A 23,757-nucleotide genomic window follows, 5' to 3' on the forward strand; every position below is an offset into this window, starting at 1 on the left:
GACGCCTTATCAAAAGAAAATGTTCGTTACCAGATGGATTTTACCGAGAACACTTCCAAATTCTTGACTTCTATGTTGTTACCCCAGAAGTGAAGTCCTTCGCGATTTCCTTCACGCGGGCTCCGTTTCATCGAATACGAATAAGCTCCTCCGTCGATGAAGACTTCGATGGAGGTACGGTCGATGTATATGTCGGCTGTCAGTTCCATACTGGTGCGGTCGTCGGGTGAATAGAACACACCGTTTATCAGATTGGAGTTCATGTCATAATCCACCAGAGGCTGTCCGTAAAGATTCAGTCCGGCACTGGTGGCATGTGATAACTTGATGGTAGTCCGTATCCGCAAACAGTCTTTATCGGAAAATGATTGCAACCGCCCGTTGGCTGCATCAGAAGTAAGTGATGTCCAGTTTCCTACCGGCCGGAACAGTTGCTCTGCCTCCCTGACAGGAACACTAAACAAACGGACTCCCTTTGAAGTAGTACGAAGAGTCAGTTCATTGGGCAGCAGCATCATTCCGTTGAACGGCATGCCATCGTGTGAAATTCGTCCCCAGCCTATCTGGATGCGACGTCCGTCACTGGCAGGCAGGTTGCTATAGGTTTGGGCAGCATACATACTTCCTGTATAATAGTAGTACTTACCCGCCTCCGGAGTAAATGTCTGACCATCGAACGATCCCAGCATATAAGTACCCGAGGCTCCGTACATCACCCATTTCGTGTGATTCTTATCTCCGTCAACCGGCAGTTCAAACAGTTCGGGACATTCCCAGAAACCGGTAACATGGCTCTTGTACTCCCAGTTCTTCAGGTCGGAAGAGTTGTAGATGGAGTGTCCGTCCCGCTCGTTGAGCACCATCACCCAATGTTTGCCGGGTGCGTACCAGAAAACTTTCGGATCACGTGTGTCTTTACTATTCCATTTTGCCTTTGAGTCTATCACCGGATTGCCTTCGTATTTGGTAAACGTACGTCCCCGGTCGAGACTGTAGGCAATGCACTGTCGCTGTTTCTCTGGATTATCCACTGTATAGGCGGCTACCAGTGCCGGCTCTCCCTTTTTATTAAATCCGGCGGTATTATCATAATCGATCACGGCCGAACCGGAGAAGATGGTTCCCAGTTCATCGGGGTGCAAAGCATCCGGCAGTTCCTCCCAATGTACCAGGTCACGGCTCACGGCATGTCCCCAGGTCATGTTCTCCCATTCCCGTTCGTAAGGATTATGCTGATAGAAAAGATGGTATTCACCTTCATAGTAAACCAATCCGTTAGGATCGTTAATCCATCCGCGACGGGTAGTGAAGTGAAATTGCGGACGGTTCTTCTCTTTATACAGGCTGTCTTGCCCCGCAATCACATCGTCCTGATAGATCTTCTCCAATCCGGCAGACTCTCCTTCATAGCTGATTCGGAGTGTCTTGCCTTTCCAGGAAGAAACATCGCAAAATACCCAATAATCGGGTTTCCCGTCGGCCAGGCGAATCACGAAGTTACGTTCCGGAGCCCCTTTCACCTCGAATGTCATTTTCTTCCGGTCCATTTGGTGGGACACGGGAAGGTTGATATACTTCTTCGTAATCTTCAGCGTAACATCGCCGGCAAATGAAGCAAACAGGTTACCGGCAAGCAGCGTTGCGGCAAGAAATAATTTTGTAGTCAAATGCATAGTTTTATTTTGTTAGTTAATAATGGAAAACCTGAGTGCAATTTTACGCATTTTTTCAGGGATAAGCTATCACTCAGCGTACAAAACGTATCACTCAAGTTACCCGAAAGAAGCTTTACGGTCATACAGATGTAACATCTTTGTCACCCAGCGTTCAAACAACTGTAAAAGTGACGAAACTTCCTCCCTCTACTTTTGCAACAAATTATTAACGCATACTAACAAATATGAAACGAATTCTGAAACTGGTATCATTCGTTCTTTTATTATCGAACATGGGCGGTCATCTCTACGCCGATGAAAAAGCAAACGTAGTAAAACAAGGTACGATCCGGGGACGTATCATCGACACATCCAAACAGACATTACCGGGGGCCTCGATCTACATCGAGAACCTGAAAACAGGAGTAACGAGCGACGTAAACGGTTTTTATACCTTCGCCAATCTCAATCCGGGCACTTACACCGTAAAAGTAAGCTATGTGGGATATGCTCCCGTAGAAATGAAAATAACGATTCCCGAAGGCAAGACGCTCGAAAGAGATGTCATACTGAATGAAGGGGTCGAATTGCAGGAAATTGTAATAGGCGGTGCTTTTCAAGGCCAGCGCCGCGCCATCAACTCACAAAAGAACAGTCTGGGCATCAAGAATGTGGTTTCTGCCGATCAGGTAGGCAAGTTTCCGGACTCAAACATCGGAGATGCGCTGAAACGCATCTCGGGTATCAACGTTCAATATGACCAGGGTGAAGCCCGTTTCGGACAGGTGCGCGGTACATCGGCAGACCTCAGTTCTGTCACGATCAACGGTAACCGCATCCCATCGGCAGAAGGTGATACACGTAACGTGCAGCTTGACCTGATTCCGGCAGATATGATTCAGACCATCGAAGTCAGCAAAGTCGTAACCTCGGACATGGACGGCGACGCCATCGGAGGATCGATCAATCTGGTCACCAAGAACTCTCCTTATAAACGTACGCTGACAGCCACAGCCGGTTCCGGCTACAACTGGATCAGCGAAAAGGCACAACTGAACCTGGGATTGACTTACGGCGACCGTTTCTTTAATGATAAACTGGGAGTCATGCTATCGGCTTCGTATCAAAATGCCCCTTCGGGTTCGTACGATACGGAATTCCTCTGGGAGAAAGACGATAAAGGCAATGTATACATCAACGACTATCAGATACGCCAGTATTATGTGACCCGCGAACGCCAGAGCTATTCGGCAGCCCTGGATTGGGACATCAACGAAAACCATAAACTGATGTTCAAAGGTATTTTCAATAACCGGAACGACTGGGAAAACCGGTACCGCACTACTCTTAAAGATCTGGACGAAGAAGGCAAAGCAACCGTACGCGTACAGACTAAAGCCGGCACACCCGACAATCGGAATGCCCGTCTGGAACGCCAGCGCACAATGGACTTCACATTGGGCGGGGAGCATCTGTTCGGACCGCTATCTATGGACTGGAACGCCAGTTATGCCCAAGCAACCGAGGAGCGTCCGAACGAGCGTTACATCGACTTTCAGCTCAAGAAACAGCAATTCGATATGGATCTGAGTAACGAACGCGAACCATTGGCTACTCCGAAGCCCGGCTCTACAATGACGCTGAACAAGGATTTCGGCCTGAAAGAACTTACCGAACAACAACAAGACATCAAAGAAGAAGATCTGAAATTCTCTATGAACTTCAAGCTTCCGTTCCAAAACGGAAACAAACTGAAGTTTGGAGCCAAAGTAGTGCGCAAAACCAAAGACAAGGAGGTGGATTTCTATGAATATACCCCGAAAGATGAAGATGCATTTATGACCCACAGCCTGCAAAATACGGTAGATCAAACTAACAAAAACTTCATGCCGAGTAACAAATACAAGGCAGGTGTTTATGCCAGCAAAGAATATGCAGGCTCACTGGATCTGAACAATCCTTCCTTATTTGACAAAGAACAGGTACAGGAAGAACTGGCGGGCAACTTCGAAGCACGCGAGACTGTAAGCTCGGGATACATCCGCTTCGACCAGAAACTCACCGACAACGTGGAGCTGATGACAGGACTACGCATTGAGAATACCAGCCTCAGCTATACCGGACGGACGTATGACGATGAAACAGACCAAACCTCAAAGACTGCCCGAGAAACAAACAGTTACATCAACTTCCTTCCGTCACTCCTTATGAAGTGGAGCATAAATGAAGATTTCAAGGTACGCGGTTCGTTTACCCAGACGCTGTCGCGCCCGAAATATTCCGCCCTGGTGCCCAGCGTCAACATTAAACGTTCGGATAACGAAGTGACAGTGGGTAATCCCGGCTTGAAACCGACTCTTTCTTATAACTTCGACCTGAGCGCGGATTATTACTTCAAGAGTATCGGCCTGGTCAGCGCAGGAGTATTCTACAAAAAGATAGACGATTTCATTGTCAACCAGGTGGCTACGAACTACGAATACAACGGCAACCTATACAACCGCTTTATCCAACCCAAGAATGCAGGCAATGCCAATCTGATAGGTATGGAACTCTCTTACCAGCGTGATTTCGGATTTATCGCTCCTGCCCTGAAATGTGTCGGCTTCTATGGCACGTATACTTTCACCCACTCCCGTGTAGAAGACTTCAACTTCGAAGGACGCGAGAACGAAAAGGACCTGAGCCTGCCGGGCTCTCCGAAGCATACCGCCAACGCATCACTTTATTTTGAGAAAAGCGGGCTGAATCTCCGCCTGAGTTATAACTTTGCCTCCGCCTTTATTGACGAGATGGGTGAAGACGCCTTTCACGACCGCTATTATGACCGTGTGAGCTATCTGGACGTAAACGCCGGTTACACTTTTGCAAAACACTACACCCTCTATGCCGAAGCAAACAACCTGCTGAATCAGCCGCTCCGCTATTATCAGGGGACAAAAGACCGTACGATGCAGGCGGAATATTATGGCGTAAAGATTAATGCCGGGTTTAAGATCAACTTCTAACCGCCTGTCAGAGGAGGTTTAACCTACGGTGCACCGCTGATTAAAAAACGGTGCACCGTTTCTAAAGGAACAGTGCACCGTAGGTCTGAGATTAAAACCGTCTTCTCGCGCCACTGACGAAAAAACGTATTCAATTCATTAATAATCAATATAAAAACTCATATTCATGAAATTAAAAAACTTACTGATACTGCTGTTTATCTCCATTGCCGCAACCGCTTCGGCCCAGCTCAGGGACTACTCTATGTTTGACAAGAAGTTTAACTTCTACATAGCTAACGACCTGGGGCGTAACGGCTACTATGATCAAAAGCCGATTGCCGAATTAATGGGAACTATGGGTGAGGAAATAGGACCGGAATTTGTGCTGGCTGCCGGAGATGTCCATCACTTCGAAGGAGTACGCAGTGTGAACGACCCGCTCTGGATGACCAACTTTGAACTGATTTACAGTCACCCGGAACTTATGATCGACTGGTATCCCGTACTGGGAAACCACGAATACCGGGGCAACACACAAGCTGTACTGGACTACAGCGGAGTGAGCCGCCGCTGGACCATGCCTGCCCGTTACTACACCAAGACATTCGAAGAAAAAGGAGCCACCGTCCGCATCGCCTGGATAGATACTGCTCCTCTGATCAATAAATACCGTAACGAAACCGAAACTTATCCCGATGCCTGCCGGCAGGATATGAACGGACAACTGGCTTGGCTGGATTCTGTGCTGACTGCTGCCAAAGAGGACTGGGTAATCGTTGCCGGCCATCATCCTATCTATGCCGAAACACCGAAAGACCAGAGTGAACGCGGTGATTTGCAAAAACGGCTCGACCCTATCCTGAGGAAGCATAAGGTAGATATGTACATCTGCGGACACATTCACAACTTCCAGCATATCCGTGTACCGGGCAGTGATACCGACTATATCGTAAACTCTGCCGGATCGCTGGCGCGTAAGGTGAAACCGGTTGAAGGTACTCAATTCTGTAGTCCCGAACCGGGATTTTCTGTATGTTCTGCCGATAAAAAGGAATTGAATTTACGTATGATCGATAAAAAAGGGAATATACTCTATACAGTGACCCGAAAGAAATAAATCACTCTCTCTTGAAAAATACACAACTTTCAAAGAGCCGGCTTCTTCGCGACGAAAGAGCCGGCTCTGTTTTATGGGATACAGGAGCCAATTACGCAAACTGACACTGAGTTTTAATCTTTAGGAATATATAAGATAGAATCAGTCTCTATATCCTCTATAGTAAATCAGAACCTGAAAGCTCTATAGTACTCCTGCTTCTTCACTCTGCAATGAATCGGAGAACCGACTCTCTGAGAGGCTCTATTTGTCAATATTCAAAAACAAACCAGCAACCTATAAAATGTATTCTATAATTACCAAAATCGATTTAAGGGCGTTTACCCTCCGAAAAATTGAGATCACGACGACGATTTTTTGTCATCGAGACGATGTTTTGTTGAGATCGTGACGACGGTATATCGCCCTCTGGACGACGATTTTCAATTTTCCTGATTTTGTATAAAAAGAAAACCGCTACGGGTAGCGGTTTCTAATGGTATTATGTCTTGATTTTTACTTATCTTGATTTCTGCCTTTTTTTAGAGGATCTATCCAGATACTGACCAAGCAGGCGGGATTCTTCTTTTTAATCTCCGTAAAGATAGGAACAATCGTTTGAGAAAGCAAAAAAACAGGGCGAAAACTTATTTCTTACGATAAAAGACATAGAGTGTGCCATAAAGTATTTATTCTTAATTAACCGGAAACTTAACCGTTTAAGATTCTCCGTGGTGTGAGTTTTTGACTCATCCGCTTACTACTGTTTATCGGTTTTAGGTCTCAGATCATCTTTCGGAATGGTAGACTCGTTGCCGTCACGCATAGCCATATAGTGAGGTGACATGATTTCGACGCCCGCTTCATTAAAACGATCCTGAATGTTCTGATGCAGATCCGAATAAATTTGCGCCAGCTTATCCGCCTCGCGAATATAAGCATTGATCTGATAAACCGGATACCAGTCGCTTAATGACGTTTCAAGTACAAACGGACGAGGATCATCAATCACTCCGGGAGTATTCAAGGCGGCTTCTATCAGCAACTGGTGCACCTGACGCCAGGGAGCATCGTAACCAATGGTCACCTCAGAGTGAATAATCAATCCGTATTCGCGCGCCGAAGAGCTATAGTTCACCGTATGGGACGACATGATAAACGAGTTGGGGATTGTCACCACTTCATTCTTCGGTGTCCTGATCCTGGTCACCAAAGGTGTTTTCTCTATCACGTTTCCGGTAGTATCATTCAGCTGGATGCGGTCCCCTAACTTGAAAGGACGCATATAGGTAATGACGAGTCCCGCAATGATATTACCGATCACCGTACTGGACCCCAACGAAACGATCAATCCGACGAAGACCGATATTCCCTGAAACACCCCGCTTCTGGATCCCGGCAAATAAGGATAGATCATCGCAATCATAAATGCATAAAGCAAAAAGCGGATAATATGGAAAGTAGGCATTGCCCAGTCGGGATAAAAACCGCCGAACTTAAGCCGCCCGGCTTCAATCTCACGGGACAGATAGTGGACAAAACGCACCAGATATTTAATAGCATACCAGATAATAAAGATGGTGAACAGATTGGGAATATAATCGACGATGCCTACCAAAATATCCTTCACCGGATTCCAGATATACGAAAAGATCGTGTCGGCCAACCCCTTGGTCTGCGGAAAAATAACAAATAGAAGCGGAACAGTAATCAACAACTGGAGAAACACCAGCACGTAACGCAACAGGTTGGAAAGGAAGATCAGCAAATTAACCTGCCGTTGTGTGTCCAGCAGTTCATAGTCCTGAATGGAAATGGGTTTCAACTTTGTGTCCTTCAGCTTCTGGATACGTACTTTCAGCTTACGGAAAAGCCAGGTAGTAAGCCGGAACAAGAGATATTGCCCCACCAATACTAAAACGAAATAGAGAATCCGTTTACCCAATTGCCAGAAGCTGTGTTCCTCTTTCAGTTCCTTCAGCTTCTTTACCACCACGATACGCTTATCTGCCGCCAGTTGCTCACGGGAACGTCCTTCCCACAACCCGTCCTGGTCGGTAAACGAAGCAATGACCTTATTGCCATACATCAAATCGGACACTATATCACTGCTCTCTATATATACCGAATCGGGATGCAGCGTAAACCGTTTACCCAATTGGGTAATGGCCGCGTCAATCATTTCAGCCCTCTGCAACGGAGTGTATCCTCCACGCTTGGTGTAGAGATAAAACAACGTATCACCCTCAACCACCACCGGTACGCCCGGAGTGAACTGACGGAGCGAGTCGATGCGTGCTTTCTGCTGTGCCAGCTTCACAGAATCGGCAGCAAAGGCCTTCAACCTCAACTGCTCCATTTCCATACGCATATTGGCTTCATTCAGACGTGCCTCTTCCAACTCCCTTTTCATATTTGCCATCCGTATGGAATCCGAATCATTCCGGACCGTGGTATGGGTAACGGCACTGTCGCCGGTCAGTATCTCCCGGACCGCTTTCCCTAACTGGGCAAACATACTGTTGGCCACTAACAGAAACAACAAAAGGCTGAATAATCTGTTCTTCTTCATATCAAAAACTCATATAGTCATTGTCACTAAAATGGATAAACGTGCCAAACATACAGATTGTTTTTGACATAGCATAGAGTGAAATCACTATATTTGCACCCGAATCAGTAATTTAAGGTATCAACATGGATATATTACTACTTATCGGAGGATTACTCCTTATTTTAGTGGGCGCCAACTGCCTGACGGATGGAGCTGCGTCCGTAGCCAAACGTTTCCATATTCCTTCCATTGTGATCGGACTGACCATTGTAGCTTTCGGGACATCGGCACCGGAACTGACGGTAAGTGTATCATCCGCCTTGAAAGGCAGTGCGGACATCGCTGTCGGCAACGTTGTGGGAAGCAACATTTTCAATACCCTGATGATCGTGGGTTGCACAGCCCTCTTCGCTCCCATTGTAATCACCCGGAACACCTTGAGAAAAGAAATTCCCTTGTGTATTCTTTCTTCCATTGTTCTGCTGATATGTGCCAACGATGTCTTTCTGGACAAAGCTCCCCGTAATACATTAAGTATTTCAGACGGATTGATTCTGCTCTGCTTCTTCACTATCTTTCTGGGCTACACATTTGCCATAGCTTCTCGTAATACGAACGACGCCCAGCCACCGGAAGAAGAAATCAAAAGTCTCCCGATGTGGAAATCCGTACTTTTTATTCTGGGCGGATTAGGCGGACTTATCTTCGGAGGACAGTGGTTTGTAGAAGGAGCAAGTAACATCGCCCGTAATCTGGGTGTCAGCGAATCCGTTATCGGACTCACACTCGTAGCCGGAGGCACCTCCCTGCCCGAACTGGCTACCTCCATTGTGGCTGCCTTGAAAAAGAATCCCGAAATAGCCATCGGCAACGTCATAGGCAGCAATCTGTTCAATATCTTCTTTGTGTTGGGATGCAGCGCTTCCATCACCCCCTTGCGGCTGACAGGTATCAATAACTTCGACCTTCTCACACTGGTCGGTTCGGGCATTTTGCTTTGGTTTTTCGGATTATTCTTTGCCAAACGCACCATCACACGAATCGAAGGAAGCATTCTGGTGTTATGCTATATAGCCTACACCACCTATCTTATCTATCAGATTTGATAACATCAAGACACATAGTTTTTAGTTTTCGTACGTGGTAATTTAAAGATTATCACGTATCTTTGCCCCCTCATCATAAATACAAGCTATGGCCATTACAATTAAGAAGGTATCGACAAAAAGAGAACTTAAAAAATTCATTCGTTTTAATTACGAATTATACAAAGAGAATCCTTATTCCGTACCTGACCTCTACGACGACATGCTGAATACATTCAATAAGAAGAAAAACGCGGCATTCGAATTCTGTGAGGCCGAGTACTTTCTGGCTTATAAAGACGGGAAAATCGTAGGGCGCATCGCAGGTATTATCAATCACCGTGCCAATGCCACCTGGAACAAAAAAGATGTCCGTTTCGGTTGGATCGACTTCATCGACGACCTTGAAGTATCTTCCAAACTTCTGCAAACCGTAGAAGAATGGGGCAAATCCAAAGGAATGGAAAACATTCAGGGTCCACTCGGATTTACCGATTTCGACGCAGAAGGCATGCTGATCGAAGGGTTCGACCAACTCAGCACCATGGCCACGATCTATAACTATCCCTACTATCCGCAACATATGGAGAAACTGGGATTCGACAAAGACGCCGATTGGGTGGAATATAAAATCTTCATTCCCGATGCCATTCCCGAAAAACATCAGCGCATATCCGATCTTATCCAACGTAAATATAACCTCAAGGTAAAGAAATACACTTCATCCAGAAAAATCGCAGCCGATTACGGACAAGCCATCTTCGAGTTGATGAACGAAGCTTACAGCCCGCTGTATGGCTACTCTCCCCTCTCCCAACGCCAGATTGACCAATACGTAAAAATGTATCTCCCGATTGTCGACCTGCGGATGGTGACCCTGATTACCGATGCGGAAGACAAACTGATCGCCGTAGGAATTTCAATGCCTTCACTTTCAGAAGCATTGCAAAAATCACACGGACGATTACTCCCCCTCGGATGGTATTATCTGCTGAAGGCATTATTTATGAAACGACGTGCCAAAATGCTTGACTTGCTGCTTGTAGCCGTAAAACCGGAGTACCAGAACAAAGGTGTTAACGCTTTGTTATTTTCCGATTTAATTCCGGTTTATCAAAAATTAGGTTTTATCTTTGCAGAAAGCAACCCCGAACTGGAAATGAACGGAAAAGTTCAGGCACAATGGGAATACTTTAAAACCGAACAACATAAACGACGTCGTGCGTTTACTAAGAAGATAGACTGAAAACAATGGAAGAGAACGAACTGATACCTGTAGACAACAACCCTGTAGAATATACAGACGACAACATCCGCCACCTGAGCGACATGGAACATGTGCGCACCCGTCCGGGTATGTACATCGGTAAGCTGGGCGACGGTTCGCATCCCGAAGACGGAATTTATGTCCTTCTGAAAGAAGTTATTGACAACAGTATCGACGAGTTCAAAATGCAATCCGGCAAGAAGATTGAAATCAGAATTGAAGAGAATCTTCGTGTCAGCGTACGCGACTACGGCCGTGGTATCCCACAGGGAAAACTGGTAGAAGCAGTCAGTGTGCTGAACACCGGTGGTAAGTATGACAGCAAAGCATTCAAGAAGAGTGTCGGACTGAACGGTGTCGGCGTGAAAGCTGTCAATGCCTTGAGCTCAAACTTCGAAGTACGTAGTTACCGGGATGGTAAAGTGCGCTGCGCCACCTTTACCAAAGGTGAGTTGATAACAGATCACACCGAGGATACCGAGGAAGAAAACGGTACTTACATCTTCTTCGAACCCGATAATACTTTATTTCTGAATTATACTTTCCGTCCCGAATTTATCGAGACGATGCTGCGCAATTATACCTACCTGAACACCGGGTTGGCCATTATCTATAACGGGCAGCGGATTCTTTCGCGTAACGGTCTGGTCGATTTGCTGAATGATAATATGACAGCTACCGGACTCTACCCCATCGTCCACCTCAAGGGAGAGGATATCGAAATCGCTTTTACCCATACAGGACAATATGGCGAAGAGTACTATTCATTCGTCAATGGACAGCACACCACTCAGGGAGGTACCCATCAAAGTGCGTTCAAAGAACACATTGCCCGCACTATCAAGGAATTCTATAATAAGAACCAGGACTATACCGACATCCGTAACGGATTGGTAGCCGCCATTGCTGTCAATGTGGAAGAACCCATGTTCGAGAGCCAGACTAAAATTAAACTCGGCTCTACCAACATGTCGCCGGGTGGCGTTACTGTGAACAAGTTCGTTGGAGACTTTGTAAAACAAGAGGTAGACAATTTCCTCCACAAGCATGCGGATGTAGCCGAAATCATGTTACAGAAGATACAGGATTCGGAAAAAGAACGCAAGGCCATTGCCGGAGTTACGAAACTGGCACGTGAACGTGCAAAGAAAGCCAATCTGCACAACCGGAAACTGCGTGATTGCCGTATCCACCTGAACGATGTGAAAGGCAAAGGGCTGGAAGAGGAATCGTGCATCTTCATCACCGAGGGTGACTCGGCAAGCGGCTCTATCACCAAAAGCCGGGATGTAAACACACAAGCTGTATTCAGCCTCCGTGGTAAACCACTCAATTCTTTCGGCCTAACCAAGAAAGTGGTTTACGAAAACGAAGAATTCAATCTGCTGCAGGCCGCATTGAACATAGAAGACGGCATAGAGGGACTGCGTTATAATAAAGTGATTGTGGCTACCGATGCCGATGTGGACGGTATGCACATCCGCTTGCTGCTGATCACTTTCTTCCTCCAGTTCTTCCCCGATCTGATCAAGAAAGGACATGTATATATACTCCAAACACCTCTTTTCCGCGTACGTAACAAAAAGAAAACACTCTATTGCTATACCGAAGAAGAGCGGGTGAATGCCATCAAAGAACTTAGCCCGAATCCGGAAATCACCCGGTTTAAGGGTCTGGGAGAAATCTCACCCGACGAATTCAGACACTTTATCGGTAAAGATATGCGTCTTGAACAAGTGTCACTGCGCAAAACAGACTCAGTCAAAGAACTGCTTGAATTCTATATGGGTAAGAATACAATGGAACGGCAAAACTTTATTATTGGCAATCTGGTTATAGAAGAAGATATCGCATAGACATGAGAAGAGCCATCTTTCCGGGAACGTTCGACCCGTTTACTATCGGACACTATTCTGTTGTACAACGAACCCTGACATTTATGGATGAAGTTGTCATCGGTATCGGTATCAACGAAAATAAAAATACGTACTTCCCGATAGAGAAACGTGTGGAAATGATTCGTAAGTTTTATAAAGACGAACCCCGGATCAGGGTTGAGTCTTACGATTGCCTGACCATTGACTTTGCCCGTCAGGTGGATGCCCGATTTATCGTCCGGGGCATCCGTACCGTAAAAGATTTCGAATACGAAGAAACCATAGCCGATATAAACCGGAAACTGGCAGGAATCGAAACCATTCTGCTGTTTACCGAACCGGAATTGACCTGCGTCAGCTCTACTATCGTTCGCGAACTGCTGGGCTATAATAAAGATATCAGTATGTTCATTCCCAAAGGGATGGAAATGTAATAAACCCATGTGATCATGAAAAAAATAATATACCTGTTTATCGGTTTGTGCTCTGTCTTAGGATTACAGGCACAAAACTTCGGCTCGCCTGCCATGCGGAAATTGCAATTGGCAGAGTTCGCTATCTCTAATTTATATGTAGATACGGTCAATGAAAACAAACTCGTTGAATCGGCAATTATTGAAATGCTGGCACAGCTCGATCCCCATTCCACCTATTCGGATGCCGAAGAGGTGAAGAAAATGAATGAACCGCTCCAAGGCAATTTCGAAGGGATAGGTGTACAGTTCCAAATGATCGAAGATACGCTGCTCATCGTACAACCGGTGAGTAATGGCCCGTCCGAAAAAGTAGGTATCCTGGCAGGCGACCGTATCATCGCAGTAAATGACACAGCCATAGCAGGCGTAAAAATGGGAACAGAAGAAATCATGGGACGCCTGCGGGGCCCCAAAGATTCGAAAGTAAACCTGACCATTATCCGGAGAGGTGTGAAAGAACCGCTTTTATTTAATGTAAAACGAGATAAAATTCCAATCCTCAGCCTGGATGCCGCTTATATGATTCAGCCTAAAATAGGATACATCCGTATCAACCGTTTTGGAGCAACTACCGCCGAAGAGTTTCTAAAAGCCCTGAAAGAGTTGCAGAAGAAAGGGATGAAAGACCTGATTCTGGATCTGCAAGGCAACGGAGGAGGTTATCTGAATGCCGCCATCGATCTGGCAAACGAGTTCCTGGGACAAAAAGAACTGATTGTCTACACAGAAGGACGTTCTGCACAACGCAGTGAGTTTTTTGCCAAAGGCAATGGAAACTTCCGTAACGGACGTCTGGTGGTATTGGTAGACGAATATTCGGCTTCGGCAAGTGAGATTGTGACAGGTGCCATTCAGGATTGGGACAGAGGAGTAGTGGTAGGCCGCCGTTCGTTCGGTAAAGGACTGGTTCAACGCCCGATCGACCTTCCGGACGGTTCTATGATCCGCCTGACCATCGCCCGCTACTATACACCTGCAGGACGTTGCATACAAAAGCCTTATGACAGCAGTATCAACGAAAAATCGGGAAAAGGAAAAAGCAGTGAAAACAGCATTGAAAAATACAACCAGGATCTGATCGACCGGTATAATCATGGCGAAATGGTCAGTGCAGACAGCATCCACTTCCCGGACTCACTGAAATGCCAGACTAAAAAACTGGGACGTACGGTTTATGGTGGAGGAGGTATCATGCCGGACTACTTCGTTCCGGTAGACACAACGCTATATACCGACTATCACCGTAACCTGGTAGCCAAAGGGGTAGTCATTAAAACCACAATGAACTTCATTGAAAAGAACCGAAAGGCTTTATTGGATAAATACAAGACATTCGAGAAATTCAATGAGAAGTTTGAAATCGACGACCCAATATTGAGCTACCTGAGAGAAGCTGCCGACAAAGAAAAAATTGAATTCAACGAAGAGCAGTACAACAAAGCTCTGCCACTGATTAAGGCTCAACTGAAAGCTTTGATAGCCCGTGACTTATGGGATATGAATGAATATTTCCAGGTAATGAATGCTACCAATAAGAGTGTAGAACGGGCATTGGAAATCTTAAACGACAAGGAGTACGAACAAATATTGAAATAACGTTTCTATAACGGAAAACGATATAAGGGTGTATTATCATTCACCACAGAGTAACATAGAGTAAACTTAATCTACTGATAATGACAACTAATGATATTAATCTGTGGTACTCTGTGGTGAATATGAGTTTCGACACACACTGCTTATTGTCAATAATTTATTGTAGCCTTCTTCTTCTCACCGAACAACCACTTGTTAAGCCATCTATTGACATAAATATTGGCCACTGCACAACCAGCTCCTATCACAGCTCCTGCCGCTACATCCGACGGGTAATGTACTCCTTCGTTCATTCTTGAGAACCCTACAGAACATGCCCAAAAAGCGGATGGAGCTATCACGTACCATTTAGGATAGCGGATGCTCAAAGAAGTAGCCAATGAAAAGGCCGCCGCCGCATGACCGGAAGGAAACGAAGGGCTCGATTCGTGACTACGTGCATGTACCCGATCCGGATAACGGTCGTACGGACGCTCACGGTCAAAAGCGTATTTCATACCATACGTGATCACGACTGCCTCAGCTACACTCGTACCTATATAAATGGCGTCTTTCAGCAACTCTTTATCTTTATCGATACCTGCATATACAGCCATTGCCACCGGAACGCCTACTGCAATATAAGGTGCCGATTTAGAAAAGACCTTGCTATAATTCCTCGCAAACTTACTATCAAGACTGTTTATTTTATGCAACGTATTGATATCCCAGTTCTGAGCATATCCCCCTATCGAAGAAAACACACAAAAACAAATAAGCACAAATTTCTTCATTTTTCTACCGATTTACTATTTTGCAGCAAAGATAGATTAAAAAGACAGAGTTTTCACAAAAAAAACCTATCTTTGTTCCCCAAGTATTATTTACCCTGACACCTAACTTTAATTCATGACCAGAGAAACTCAATGTAATAGACAGACAGATTGTGCGCAATGTCCCAAAGCTACAGAAGGCATACTTGTTCACCGGACGTTTCCAAAAGGGCAACATTTTCCGGCCGACAAATGCATACAAAATTGTATCCTGTTTATACTACAAGGAGAGTTACTGGTCAATAGTGAAGAGTATCCCGGCACAGCATTACGCGAAGGACAATTCATCCTCCAGTCCATCGGCTCCAAATTAGAATTACTGGCACTGACAGATGTAAATTATGTAGTGTACTGGTTCAACGAACCACCCTTGATCTGCGAACAACGTTATCATGAGATTCTGCAACAATCAGATCCCCCACTAACTTATACACCATTGGTTATGACACAACGCATAGCCAACTTCATGAAAGATATTTGTGATTACCTTGATGAACAGATGCCTTGCGGCGCATTCATCAATCTCAAATGTCAGGAGCTTATGTATCTGATAATTTGCTATTATCCATTACCCCAACTGAGCAAGTTCTTCTACCCCATCAGCAGCTATACGGAAAGCTTCCAATATTTCGTCATGCAGAATTACGAAAGGGTGAAAAACGTAGAGGAGTTTGCACACTTGGGAGGCTATACCACTACCACTTTTCGCCGTTTATTTAAGAACATGTATGGCGTGCCCGTATACGAATGGATACTAAGCAAGAAGAGAGAAGGTATCCTGGAAGACCTCCAACATACCAAACAACGTATCACCGAAATCAGTAACCGTTACGGCTTCGATTCTTTATCACATTTTGCACATTTCTGCAAATCCTCTTTCGGAGACTCTCCACGTGCCCTTCGTACACGTGCAGCCAGGGGTGAAAAAATTACTACTTTAAAGATAGAATAGAAACCGATATCTTTACCCGATAACAGAAAAGGTTTCACCCTAATCCTCCCGCCTCATTCTTCGGATCAGCAGGACACTTCTCCCACACAAAATGAATTTCGATCTTCCATCTTCCACCTTTTAAAAGTTTACACTCTGATTATCAGAAATATAATTGGTGGAAGATAGCGTTTATAAACCCATTTATCTTCCACCCCTATCTTCCATCTTCCACCCTCCAAACAGGAGGCATAGTACAATATATAATACTGATGTTCAAATATATACAATTACACTTTTATCTATTTATATCACTTATAGTATTTTGTTTTTCCTGCTATCTTTAGTGAAAATGGTCTTTTCTTTATCTCGTCCCGCATACCCGGGCTCATGGGCACAGGTATGCGGGCTCATGAGCCCGGGTACGCGGGACGATGGGCCCAGGTAGCGGGGCTGACATAAACATCCCATAAAAGGTAGTAATAATCTTATTTACAAAGCATTATAAACGATGTTCTTTTGACTTGTTTTCTTCTTAATTCATGCACAACACCCCCAAAGCTAACTTCCTAAAGACAAAGATTTTACTATTCTAACAGATTCACAACAAATCCTTTATAACCCCAACCGATCGCCCCGTTTAGCCCATCCTCTCCGGACATTCAGTATTAAAGAATTATTTCTTTAATCCTTTGGTTAATCAATGTATTTCGTGTACTTTTGCACAATGAGAAAGAAGGCTTGTAAAACAGAAATTATAGTTCTAACAATTAAATAATTTAAAATCAATCATTTATGTGGTTAAGTAATTCATCTGTAGGAAGGAAAGTGGTGATGAGCGTTACCGGTATCGCCCTTGTCCTGTTTCTAACGTTTCACATGGCGATGAACCTTGTTGCGATCATCTCGGCTGAGGGTTACAACCTGGTTTGTGAGTTCCTGGGAGCAAACTGGTATGCGTTGGTAGCTACGCTGGGCCTGGCTGCCCTCTTCGTGATTCACATTATCTACGCTTTCTGGCTGACAATGCAGAATCGCGCAGCACGTGGTAGCGAACGTTACGCCGTAGTTGACAAACCTAAAACCGTGGAATGGGCATCACAGAATATGCTGGTGCTGGGTATCATCGTTATCTTAGGTTTAGGCCTTCACCTCTTTAACTTCTGGGCTAAAATGCAGTTGCCTGAATTGGTGCACAACATGGGAGGAGTAGCAGACACAACTTATGCTGCTGATGGTGTTTATCACATCATGAACACTTTCTCTAACCCCGTATACGTAGTGCTGTACCTTGTTTGGCTGGGTGCCCTGTGGTTCCACCTGACTCATGGCTTCTGGAGCTCTATGCAATCTCTGGGCTGGAACAACAAGATTTGGATCAACCGCTGGAAATGCATCTCCAACATCTATTCAACCATCGTTGTTGTATGCTTTGCTCTGGTAGTAGTCGTATTCTTCGTTAAATCGTTGGCATGCGGTGCTTGCTAAATTGTAAATTGTAAATGATTAAATTGTAAATAGCATTATGACTAAGATAGATTCAAAAATTCCTGAAGGCCAGCTCGCCGAAAAATGGAGTAACTATAAAGCTCATCAAAAACTTGTTAACCCTGCCAACAAACGTCGTCTTGACATCATCGTTGTAGGTACCGGACTTGCCGGAGCATCTGCTGCCGCTTCTCTGGGCGAAATGGGTTTCAGAGTATTCAATTTCTGTATTCAGGATTCACCCCGCCGTGCTCACTCTATCGCAGCACAGGGTGGTATCAACGCAGCTAAAAACTATCAAAATGATGGTGACTCGGTTTACCGTCTTTTCTACGATACAATCAAAGGTGGTGACTACCGTGCACGTGAAGCCAACGTTTACCGTTTGGCCGAGGTATCAAACGCTATCATCGACCAATGTGTAGCTCAAGGTGTACCTTTCGCACGCGATTACGGTGGCACACTCGATAACCGTTCATTCGGTGGTGCACAGGTATCCCGTACGTTCTATGCCCGTGGCCAGACCGGACAGCAGCTATTGCTGGGCGCTTATTCAGCATTGAGCCGTCAGGTACAAAAAGGTACTGTTAAACTTTACACTCGTTACGAAATGCTCGATCTCGTCGTTATCGAAGGACGTGCACGCGGTATCATTGCCCGCAACCTCGTAACCGGTGAAATCGAACGTTTCGCCGCTCATGCTGTAGTAATCGGCACAGGTGGTTACGGAAACGCTTTCTTCCTTTCTACAAACGCTATGGGTTCCAACGGTTCTGTTGCCATCCAATGCTACAAAAAAGGTGCTTACTTTGCTAATCCTTGTTTTGCCCAAATTCACCCGACTTGTATCCCGGTACACGGTGACAAGCAGTCTAAGCTGACATTGATGTCAGAGTCACTTCGTAACGACGGTCGTATCTGGGTTCCAAAGAAGATTGAAGATGCCAAAGCATTGCAGGCAGGAACTAAAAAGCCGACTGAAATTCCTGATGAAGACCGTGACTTCTATCTGGAACGCCGTTACCCCGCATTTGGTAACCTTGTTCCCCGTGACGTAGCTTCACGTGCTGCCAAAGAACGTTGTGACGCAGGTTTTGGTGTCAACAACACCGGTTTGGCCGTATTCCTCGATTTCAAATATGCCATCGATCGTCTGGGTGAAGATGTAGTTCGCGCCCGTTACGGTAACCTCTTCGACATGTACGAAGAAATCACGGACGAAAACCCGTATAAAACTCCGATGATGATATTCCCCGCTATCCACTACACCATGGGTGGTATCTGGGTTGACTATGAATTGATGACCTCTATCCCGGGTCTGTTCGCTATCGGCGAAGCTAACTTCTCTGACCACGGTGCCAACCGTCTGGGTGCATCTGCATTGATGCAGGGTCTGGCTGACGGATATTTCGTATTGCCTTATACTATCCAGAACTATCTGGCCGACCAGATTCAGGTACCACGTTTCTCTACAGACCTGCCCGAATTTGCGGCAGCAGAGAAAGAAGTGAAAGATAAAATCCAGAAGATTAAAGCTGTAAACGGAAAACATTCTGTTGACTCAATCCACAAGAAACTGGGTCACATTATGTGGGACTTCGTAGGTATGGCTCGTACTAAAGAATCTCTGCAGAAAGCTCTGACAGGTATTCAGGAAGTGAAAAAAGACTTCTGGACCAACGTTCGCATCCCGGGTGAAGTAAACGAACTGAACGTAGAACTTGAAAAAGCCCTCCGCCTGATCGACTTCATTGAAGTAGGTATGTTGATGGCTCGTGACGGTCTGAACCGTGAAGAATCCTGCGGTGGACACTTCCGTACAGAATATCAGACTCCGGAAGGCGAAGCATTGCGCGACGATAAGAACTTCTCTTACGTAGCATGCTGGAAATACACCGGTGAAGATTCAGAACCGGAATTGATCAAAGAAGACTTGAACTATCAATTCGTGAAAGTTCAGACTCGTAACTACAAGTCATAATTCGGTTAATCAATTAAAGGAAAACAAAAATGGATAAAAATATATCATTCACGCTGAAAGTATGGCGTCAGAAAAGCCCTAAAGCGAAAGGTGCTTTTGAAACATACCAAATGAAAGATATCCCGGGCGACACTTCATTCCTCGAGATGCTGGATATTCTGAACGAACAGATCATCAATGATGGTGGCGAACCTATCGTATTTGACCACGACTGCCGCGAAGGCATCTGCGGTATGTGTTCTCTTTACATCAACGGACACCCACACGGACCTGCAACAGGTGCTACTACCTGCCAGATGTATATGCGTCGTTTCAAAGACGGAGATACTATCACTGTTGAGCCGTGGCGTTCTGCCGGTTTCCCGGTAATCCGCGACTTGATGGTTGACCGTACGGCCTATGACAAGATCATGCAGGCCGGTGGTTACGTAAGCGTAAACACAGGCGCTCCCCAGGATGCCAACGCTATCCTTATCTCTAAGGATATCGCCGACGAGGCTATGGATGCTGCCGCATGTATCGGTTGTGGTGCTTGTGTAGCTGCTTGTAAAAATGGTTCTGCCATGTTGTTCGTATCAGCTAAGGTCAGCCAGCTGAACCTGCTCCCACAAGGTAAAGTAGAAGCTGCCCGCCGTGCAAAAGCAATGCTTTCTAAAATGGATGAACTGGGATTCGGTAACTGTACAAACACACGTGCTTGTGAAGCAGAATGCCCGAAGAACATCTCTATCAGCAACATCGCTCGTTTGAACCGCGATTTCATCATCGCAAAACTGAAAGACTAAGCACAACTTAGCATTTGATTAATAAGTAGGAAAATTCCCCACCGGTATCGGTGGGGAATTTTTTATTACGGAAAAGTATTATTTTTTACGGTGTCTACGATACCAAATAATGAAGTCGGTCACAGGAAATGAAGCACCCGAACATTAAAAGCTACTCCTTACCGCTGGATTTCCGGATTGCCCGGGGCGAAACACCGAATGACTTCTTACAAAAATTGGAGAAATGGGGTAAAGACTCAAAACCATATTTATAACAGATTTCCGAAATGGTGGCATCGGTGTTCTTGAGATCATACATAATTCCCTCCTTGCGACGTTTCAGCATCCATTCGTAGACCGGCTCGTGGAAGATAGTATTAAAAATACGACGAAATGTGGTCACACTATATCCCCCTATGTGAGCCAGTTCCTCTACGGTTTTCACCCTCATATAGTTTTGCAGAACAAAATACTGAAAGCTATTGGTATATTGTGAGAGCGGATGAATCAATGAAGACAGGTCATAGTCCGAATAATAATATCCCAAAATAAAAGCGAGTTCCTTCCGTTTGAGTGATAATAGCTCTCGACAAATCTTATTTTCACTCAAATAGTTTTTCGATCCTTCAAGAAAATATTGCAACTCCGGGATAATTTTCAGAGGTGAGTAAATTAATGGTGCCGGAATTTCATTCATAATGTAGTTGTAGCGTTGCTCACAAAAAAGTTCCGGCTGATTAAAACTGTAGCACACACACTCCACATCTGTCATGGCCAATACTTCCAGCTTTGATCCGATGGCCTGAAGAATAAACTCTCCGGCATGCAACATCGTTCCGGCATATTCCCGGCTATTGACCAATATTTCCCCTTTTAAGAGGAAAATCATCAGGTTCTCTTCACACTTCTGGGCAGGACGATGAAAGCCTCTCGGATGAAAAGCGTGCATAATGGCATTATCAACAGCCTTAGGACATATCTGACAGTTCATCTTATCTCCACAGAAGGAGTCGGACATAGCGCGTTGTGTTTTGTTTATGTTGCCGACAAATGTAGGAGATTTTTTTGAAAAAACAATTAGGAAAGGAGAAAATGGCATAAAAATAGGACGAAAGTCAGTAGTACCTCCACTATATCCTTTAAAATGGACATACTACTGACTTTTAATTAGACTTTATATTATACTAATTTGCAGATCCTTCTCTGTTATCATCAGTCCAATTGCCCACTGTAGGATTGAAAGATATTTTATCTGCACCTGTTGGAAGAGTTAAAGTATACCGAATCTTCTTTCCTTTGTCCCAAGCTGCAGAATTTTTAAGTTCAACTTTTTTAGTTCCTGTAAAAGTCGTTTGTCCATTAGAAGCTATAGCAGTATATGTAACTGCAATTGCAGCTGTAGATGAAGTATCAAATGACTGAGGTAATAACATGAGTGCATTATTAGTTGTTGAAAAATCAACTGCTGTTTTAGCATCACCTTGAGTATATCCTTCAGATTCATAAGTAACACCATAAACATAGCTTACGGTACCTGTCTGTGATGTCCATCCCATAGTTTCATAACCAAATGTTCCTTTATCAGCGACATTCTCTATCTTTATTTCAGTTATTTTATAAGTGAAATCTTCTTCTAAGTTTACTGAAAAATTAATTTGAGTAAGTGCATGTTCAAATGCCAAAGACACTCCATCGGTATTACTTGCTTTTAGCAGATTCGTTGCCTTTGCTATAACCAAATCCTCTTGAGAATCAACCGTTTTAATGGTATATGAAAGTGTTGGGTAGCTATTATCAGGGACAGTATATACATCTGGTGATGATAGTTCAGGAGAGTAAGCAAAGAAACATAACTTATCAGTAGCAGATGCAGGCCAATAATAAGTATCCCCAACCCAAGCTGCATTTTTATCAGCTCTAGTATAGCTACTTCCATTAGCAATTAATGGAGTTGTAAAAGCTGAAGTATTAGAAGCATCTGCCTCTCCAATATTGTATCCATACACATGAAATGCCTTAAAGTCATCAGTCACCAATGGAGTAGCTCTTGTTGTAGTTTTTACAACTGCATTAAACCCAATTTCCACCGGCTGTGCAGCCTTTTCAATCTCTTCATTCTGTGAGCAACCCGTAATTGCCATTGCAGCAACTGCTGCGAATAAAATCTTCTTCATAATAGTATGTTTTTTAAGTTATTAATGTTTTTATTTATATGTATTTTTTCTTACCCAACAGGCAACTCCACATTCGTTTCGTCGTCCCAGTCTCCTACATCACCGCCAATGCCGCCACCTCCACTTGGAGGCACCTCCACATCGTCTACTTTTATTTCGTCTTCAATTTCAACCTCGACCAATGTTGGCGGTTTCGTTTCATCTCCTCCTTCACCACCGCCGGTAGGTTCTTGTACGGCTTCCGTTATATTAATCTTCACTTCCTGCACCGACTTGTCCACCTTAATAATCATCAGGTTCATCATCACCGGAAGTTCGGTTTCCGCACGACTAATAATAACTTCCGGTAGCCCAAAAGTGGTAAATACCCCTTCTATCTTTCCGGCTTTCACATTCAGATCAATATTAATCGGACAGGCATCACACATAGCATAGCCCTTTCCTAAAAAATAATGGTCTGCCATCCCACCAATACTCCCTATCACAGTAGAAACATTACTCAATCCCTGCGCTTTGATGCTAAAGGAATATGTCCTTACCACCAATCTCGGTTTCAACTTCAGAGTCAATGTCTCATCAATATTCTGTATATCCAGATCATCTACATTCACCACATAAAGCGGATCCGGTCCCCAAACCATCTTTTCTGTTCCGGCAATCCCCAACCCGCAAAGATTGGTATATGCCTGAATGGTTTCATAAGATTCTTCGCCACGAATCAAGACCGTTTCTGTATCGTAATTATAAATAACAACAGCATAGTGTCCCGAAGGAACTTTTACCTCTCCACCTGTTACCGACAAATACGTATCTATCTTTCTGCCTTTTTCATCTTTCGGATAGAAAATAATCCGAACTCCTTCCGGTAACTTCTCCGTCACTCCGCTCCAATCCAATTCCACTTTCACACCACTCACCGGATAATCGTCCAGAATATCCCGCCGGCTGCATCCCGTCACCATCAGAAACGAGAGGAGAACCATACAAAGCAACCTTGTTATATCTTTCATT

Annotated in this window: 17 protein-coding genes; 11 read left to right on the plus strand and 6 right to left on the minus strand. The window is 44.7% G+C overall.

Annotated features, from left to right (window positions below; all coding sequences use genetic code 11):
* Positions 1 to 26: 26 nt before the first annotated feature.
* Positions 27 to 1,673: a glycoside hydrolase family 32 protein gene (locus FDF36_RS19155; RefSeq protein ID WP_005782940.1), complete on the minus strand. Its 1,647-nt coding sequence runs from the start codon at positions 1,671 to 1,673 to the stop codon at positions 27 to 29.
* 227 nt (positions 1,674 to 1,900) lie between these two features.
* Here FDF36_RS19155 and FDF36_RS19160 point away from each other — a divergent pair, with 227 nt between their 5' ends.
* Both FDF36_RS19160 and FDF36_RS19165 read left to right on the plus strand, forming a co-directional pair.
* A complete protein-coding gene (locus tag FDF36_RS19160) occupies positions 1,901 to 4,663 on the plus strand; it encodes a TonB-dependent receptor (RefSeq protein WP_220392411.1) in 2,763 nt (920 codons plus the stop codon).
* 166 nt (positions 4,664 to 4,829) lie between these two features.
* Positions 4,830 to 5,762, plus strand: coding sequence for a metallophosphoesterase (locus FDF36_RS19165; protein WP_220392412.1), 933 nt, complete (start codon positions 4,830 to 4,832; stop codon positions 5,760 to 5,762).
* Between the two features lie 739 nt (positions 5,763 to 6,501).
* On the opposite strand, the gene FDF36_RS19170 is transcribed toward FDF36_RS19165, so the two are convergent.
* A complete protein-coding gene (locus FDF36_RS19170; RefSeq protein WP_022012251.1) occupies positions 6,502 to 8,313 on the minus strand; it encodes a mechanosensitive ion channel family protein in 1,812 nt (603 codons plus the stop codon).
* A 125-nt stretch (positions 8,314 to 8,438) separates the two neighbouring features.
* On the opposite strand from FDF36_RS19170, the gene FDF36_RS19175 reads away from it, so the two are divergent.
* The 5 genes from FDF36_RS19175 to FDF36_RS19195 all read left to right on the plus strand — a co-directional run bounded on the left by FDF36_RS19175 (position 8,439) and on the right by FDF36_RS19195 (position 14,596).
* The gene (locus tag FDF36_RS19175) at positions 8,439 to 9,401 is read left to right on the plus strand and encodes a calcium/sodium antiporter (protein ID WP_220392413.1); all 963 of its coding nucleotides are present in this window, start codon (positions 8,439 to 8,441) and stop codon (positions 9,399 to 9,401) included.
* Positions 9,402 to 9,489: 88 nt separating this feature from the next.
* Positions 9,490 to 10,626, plus strand: coding sequence for a hypothetical protein (locus FDF36_RS19180; protein WP_032540912.1), 1,137 nt, complete (start codon positions 9,490 to 9,492; stop codon positions 10,624 to 10,626).
* Between the two features lie 5 nt (positions 10,627 to 10,631).
* Positions 10,632 to 12,503, plus strand: coding sequence for a DNA topoisomerase IV subunit B (locus FDF36_RS19185; RefSeq protein ID WP_220392414.1), 1,872 nt, complete (start codon positions 10,632 to 10,634; stop codon positions 12,501 to 12,503).
* A gap of 2 nt (positions 12,504 to 12,505) precedes the next feature.
* Positions 12,506 to 12,958 (plus strand): pantetheine-phosphate adenylyltransferase, encoded by a 453-nt coding sequence (coaD, locus tag FDF36_RS19190; protein ID WP_005782931.1) that lies wholly within the window; start codon positions 12,506 to 12,508, stop codon positions 12,956 to 12,958.
* Between the two features lie 15 nt (positions 12,959 to 12,973).
* Positions 12,974 to 14,596: a S41 family peptidase gene (locus FDF36_RS19195; RefSeq protein ID WP_220392415.1), complete on the plus strand. Its 1,623-nt coding sequence runs from the start codon at positions 12,974 to 12,976 to the stop codon at positions 14,594 to 14,596.
* Between the two features lie 149 nt (positions 14,597 to 14,745).
* Here FDF36_RS19195 and FDF36_RS19200 read toward each other — a convergent pair whose 3' ends face one another.
* A complete protein-coding gene (locus tag FDF36_RS19200; RefSeq protein WP_220392416.1) occupies positions 14,746 to 15,369 on the minus strand; it encodes a phosphatase PAP2 family protein in 624 nt (207 codons plus the stop codon).
* A gap of 115 nt (positions 15,370 to 15,484) precedes the next feature.
* On the opposite strand from FDF36_RS19200, the gene FDF36_RS19205 reads away from it, so the two are divergent.
* The 4 genes from FDF36_RS19205 (at position 15,485) to FDF36_RS19220 (ending at position 20,593) form a co-directional block, all read left to right on the plus strand.
* Positions 15,485 to 16,360, plus strand: coding sequence for a helix-turn-helix transcriptional regulator (locus tag FDF36_RS19205; protein ID WP_220392417.1), 876 nt, complete (start codon positions 15,485 to 15,487; stop codon positions 16,358 to 16,360).
* 774 nt (positions 16,361 to 17,134) lie between these two features.
* Positions 17,135 to 17,827, plus strand: a complete 693-nt coding sequence (locus tag FDF36_RS19210) for a succinate dehydrogenase/fumarate reductase cytochrome b subunit (protein ID WP_195341926.1) — start codon at positions 17,135 to 17,137, stop codon at positions 17,825 to 17,827.
* A 37-nt stretch (positions 17,828 to 17,864) separates the two neighbouring features.
* Positions 17,865 to 19,808, plus strand: coding sequence for a fumarate reductase/succinate dehydrogenase flavoprotein subunit (locus FDF36_RS19215; protein ID WP_005782919.1), 1,944 nt, complete (start codon positions 17,865 to 17,867; stop codon positions 19,806 to 19,808).
* 29 nt (positions 19,809 to 19,837) lie between these two features.
* Positions 19,838 to 20,593, plus strand: coding sequence for a succinate dehydrogenase/fumarate reductase iron-sulfur subunit (locus FDF36_RS19220; protein WP_005782917.1), 756 nt, complete (start codon positions 19,838 to 19,840; stop codon positions 20,591 to 20,593).
* 151 nt (positions 20,594 to 20,744) lie between these two features.
* On the opposite strand, the gene FDF36_RS19225 is transcribed toward FDF36_RS19220, so the two are convergent.
* From FDF36_RS19225 to FDF36_RS19235, 3 genes are all read right to left on the minus strand, one after another.
* Positions 20,745 to 21,590 (minus strand): helix-turn-helix domain-containing protein, encoded by an 846-nt coding sequence (locus tag FDF36_RS19225; RefSeq protein ID WP_220392418.1) that lies wholly within the window; start codon positions 21,588 to 21,590, stop codon positions 20,745 to 20,747.
* Between the two features lie 166 nt (positions 21,591 to 21,756).
* Entirely contained in the window at positions 21,757 to 22,746 is a 990-nt protein-coding gene (locus FDF36_RS19230; RefSeq protein WP_220392419.1) for a fimbrillin family protein, read from the minus strand.
* 50 nt (positions 22,747 to 22,796) lie between these two features.
* Positions 22,797 to 23,756, minus strand: coding sequence for a DUF5119 domain-containing protein (locus FDF36_RS19235; protein ID WP_220392420.1), 960 nt, complete (start codon positions 23,754 to 23,756; stop codon positions 22,797 to 22,799).
* Between the last annotated feature and the right edge of the window lies 1 nt (position 23,757).

This window comes from Bacteroides fragilis (genome assembly GCF_019583405.1).
GTDB lineage: Bacteria > Bacteroidota > Bacteroidia > Bacteroidales > Bacteroidaceae > Bacteroides > Bacteroides fragilis_B.

Coding starts and splice junctions, on each gene's coding strand:
- FDF36_RS19155 (WP_005782940.1), bottom strand. CDS start 1,673: ATGCATTTGACTACAAAATTATTTCTTGCCGCAACGCTGCTTGCCGGT.
- FDF36_RS19160 (WP_220392411.1), top strand. CDS start 1,901: ATGAAACGAATTCTGAAACTGGTATCATTCGTTCTTTTATTATCGAAC.
- FDF36_RS19165 (WP_220392412.1), top strand. CDS start 4,830: ATGAAATTAAAAAACTTACTGATACTGCTGTTTATCTCCATTGCCGCA.
- FDF36_RS19170 (WP_022012251.1), bottom strand. CDS start 8,313: ATGAAGAAGAACAGATTATTCAGCCTTTTGTTGTTTCTGTTAGTGGCC.
- FDF36_RS19175 (WP_220392413.1), top strand. CDS start 8,439: ATGGATATATTACTACTTATCGGAGGATTACTCCTTATTTTAGTGGGC.
- FDF36_RS19180 (WP_032540912.1), top strand. CDS start 9,490: ATGGCCATTACAATTAAGAAGGTATCGACAAAAAGAGAACTTAAAAAA.
- FDF36_RS19185 (WP_220392414.1), top strand. CDS start 10,632: ATGGAAGAGAACGAACTGATACCTGTAGACAACAACCCTGTAGAATAT.
- coaD (WP_005782931.1), top strand. CDS start 12,506: ATGAGAAGAGCCATCTTTCCGGGAACGTTCGACCCGTTTACTATCGGA.
- FDF36_RS19195 (WP_220392415.1), top strand. CDS start 12,974: ATGAAAAAAATAATATACCTGTTTATCGGTTTGTGCTCTGTCTTAGGA.
- FDF36_RS19200 (WP_220392416.1), bottom strand. CDS start 15,369: ATGAAGAAATTTGTGCTTATTTGTTTTTGTGTGTTTTCTTCGATAGGG.
- FDF36_RS19205 (WP_220392417.1), top strand. CDS start 15,485: ATGACCAGAGAAACTCAATGTAATAGACAGACAGATTGTGCGCAATGT.
- FDF36_RS19210 (WP_195341926.1), top strand. CDS start 17,135: ATGTGGTTAAGTAATTCATCTGTAGGAAGGAAAGTGGTGATGAGCGTT.
- FDF36_RS19215 (WP_005782919.1), top strand. CDS start 17,865: ATGACTAAGATAGATTCAAAAATTCCTGAAGGCCAGCTCGCCGAAAAA.
- FDF36_RS19220 (WP_005782917.1), top strand. CDS start 19,838: ATGGATAAAAATATATCATTCACGCTGAAAGTATGGCGTCAGAAAAGC.
- FDF36_RS19225 (WP_220392418.1), bottom strand. CDS start 21,590: ATGTCCGACTCCTTCTGTGGAGATAAGATGAACTGTCAGATATGTCCT.
- FDF36_RS19230 (WP_220392419.1), bottom strand. CDS start 22,746: ATGAAGAAGATTTTATTCGCAGCAGTTGCTGCAATGGCAATTACGGGT.
- FDF36_RS19235 (WP_220392420.1), bottom strand. CDS start 23,756: ATGAAAGATATAACAAGGTTGCTTTGTATGGTTCTCCTCTCGTTTCTG.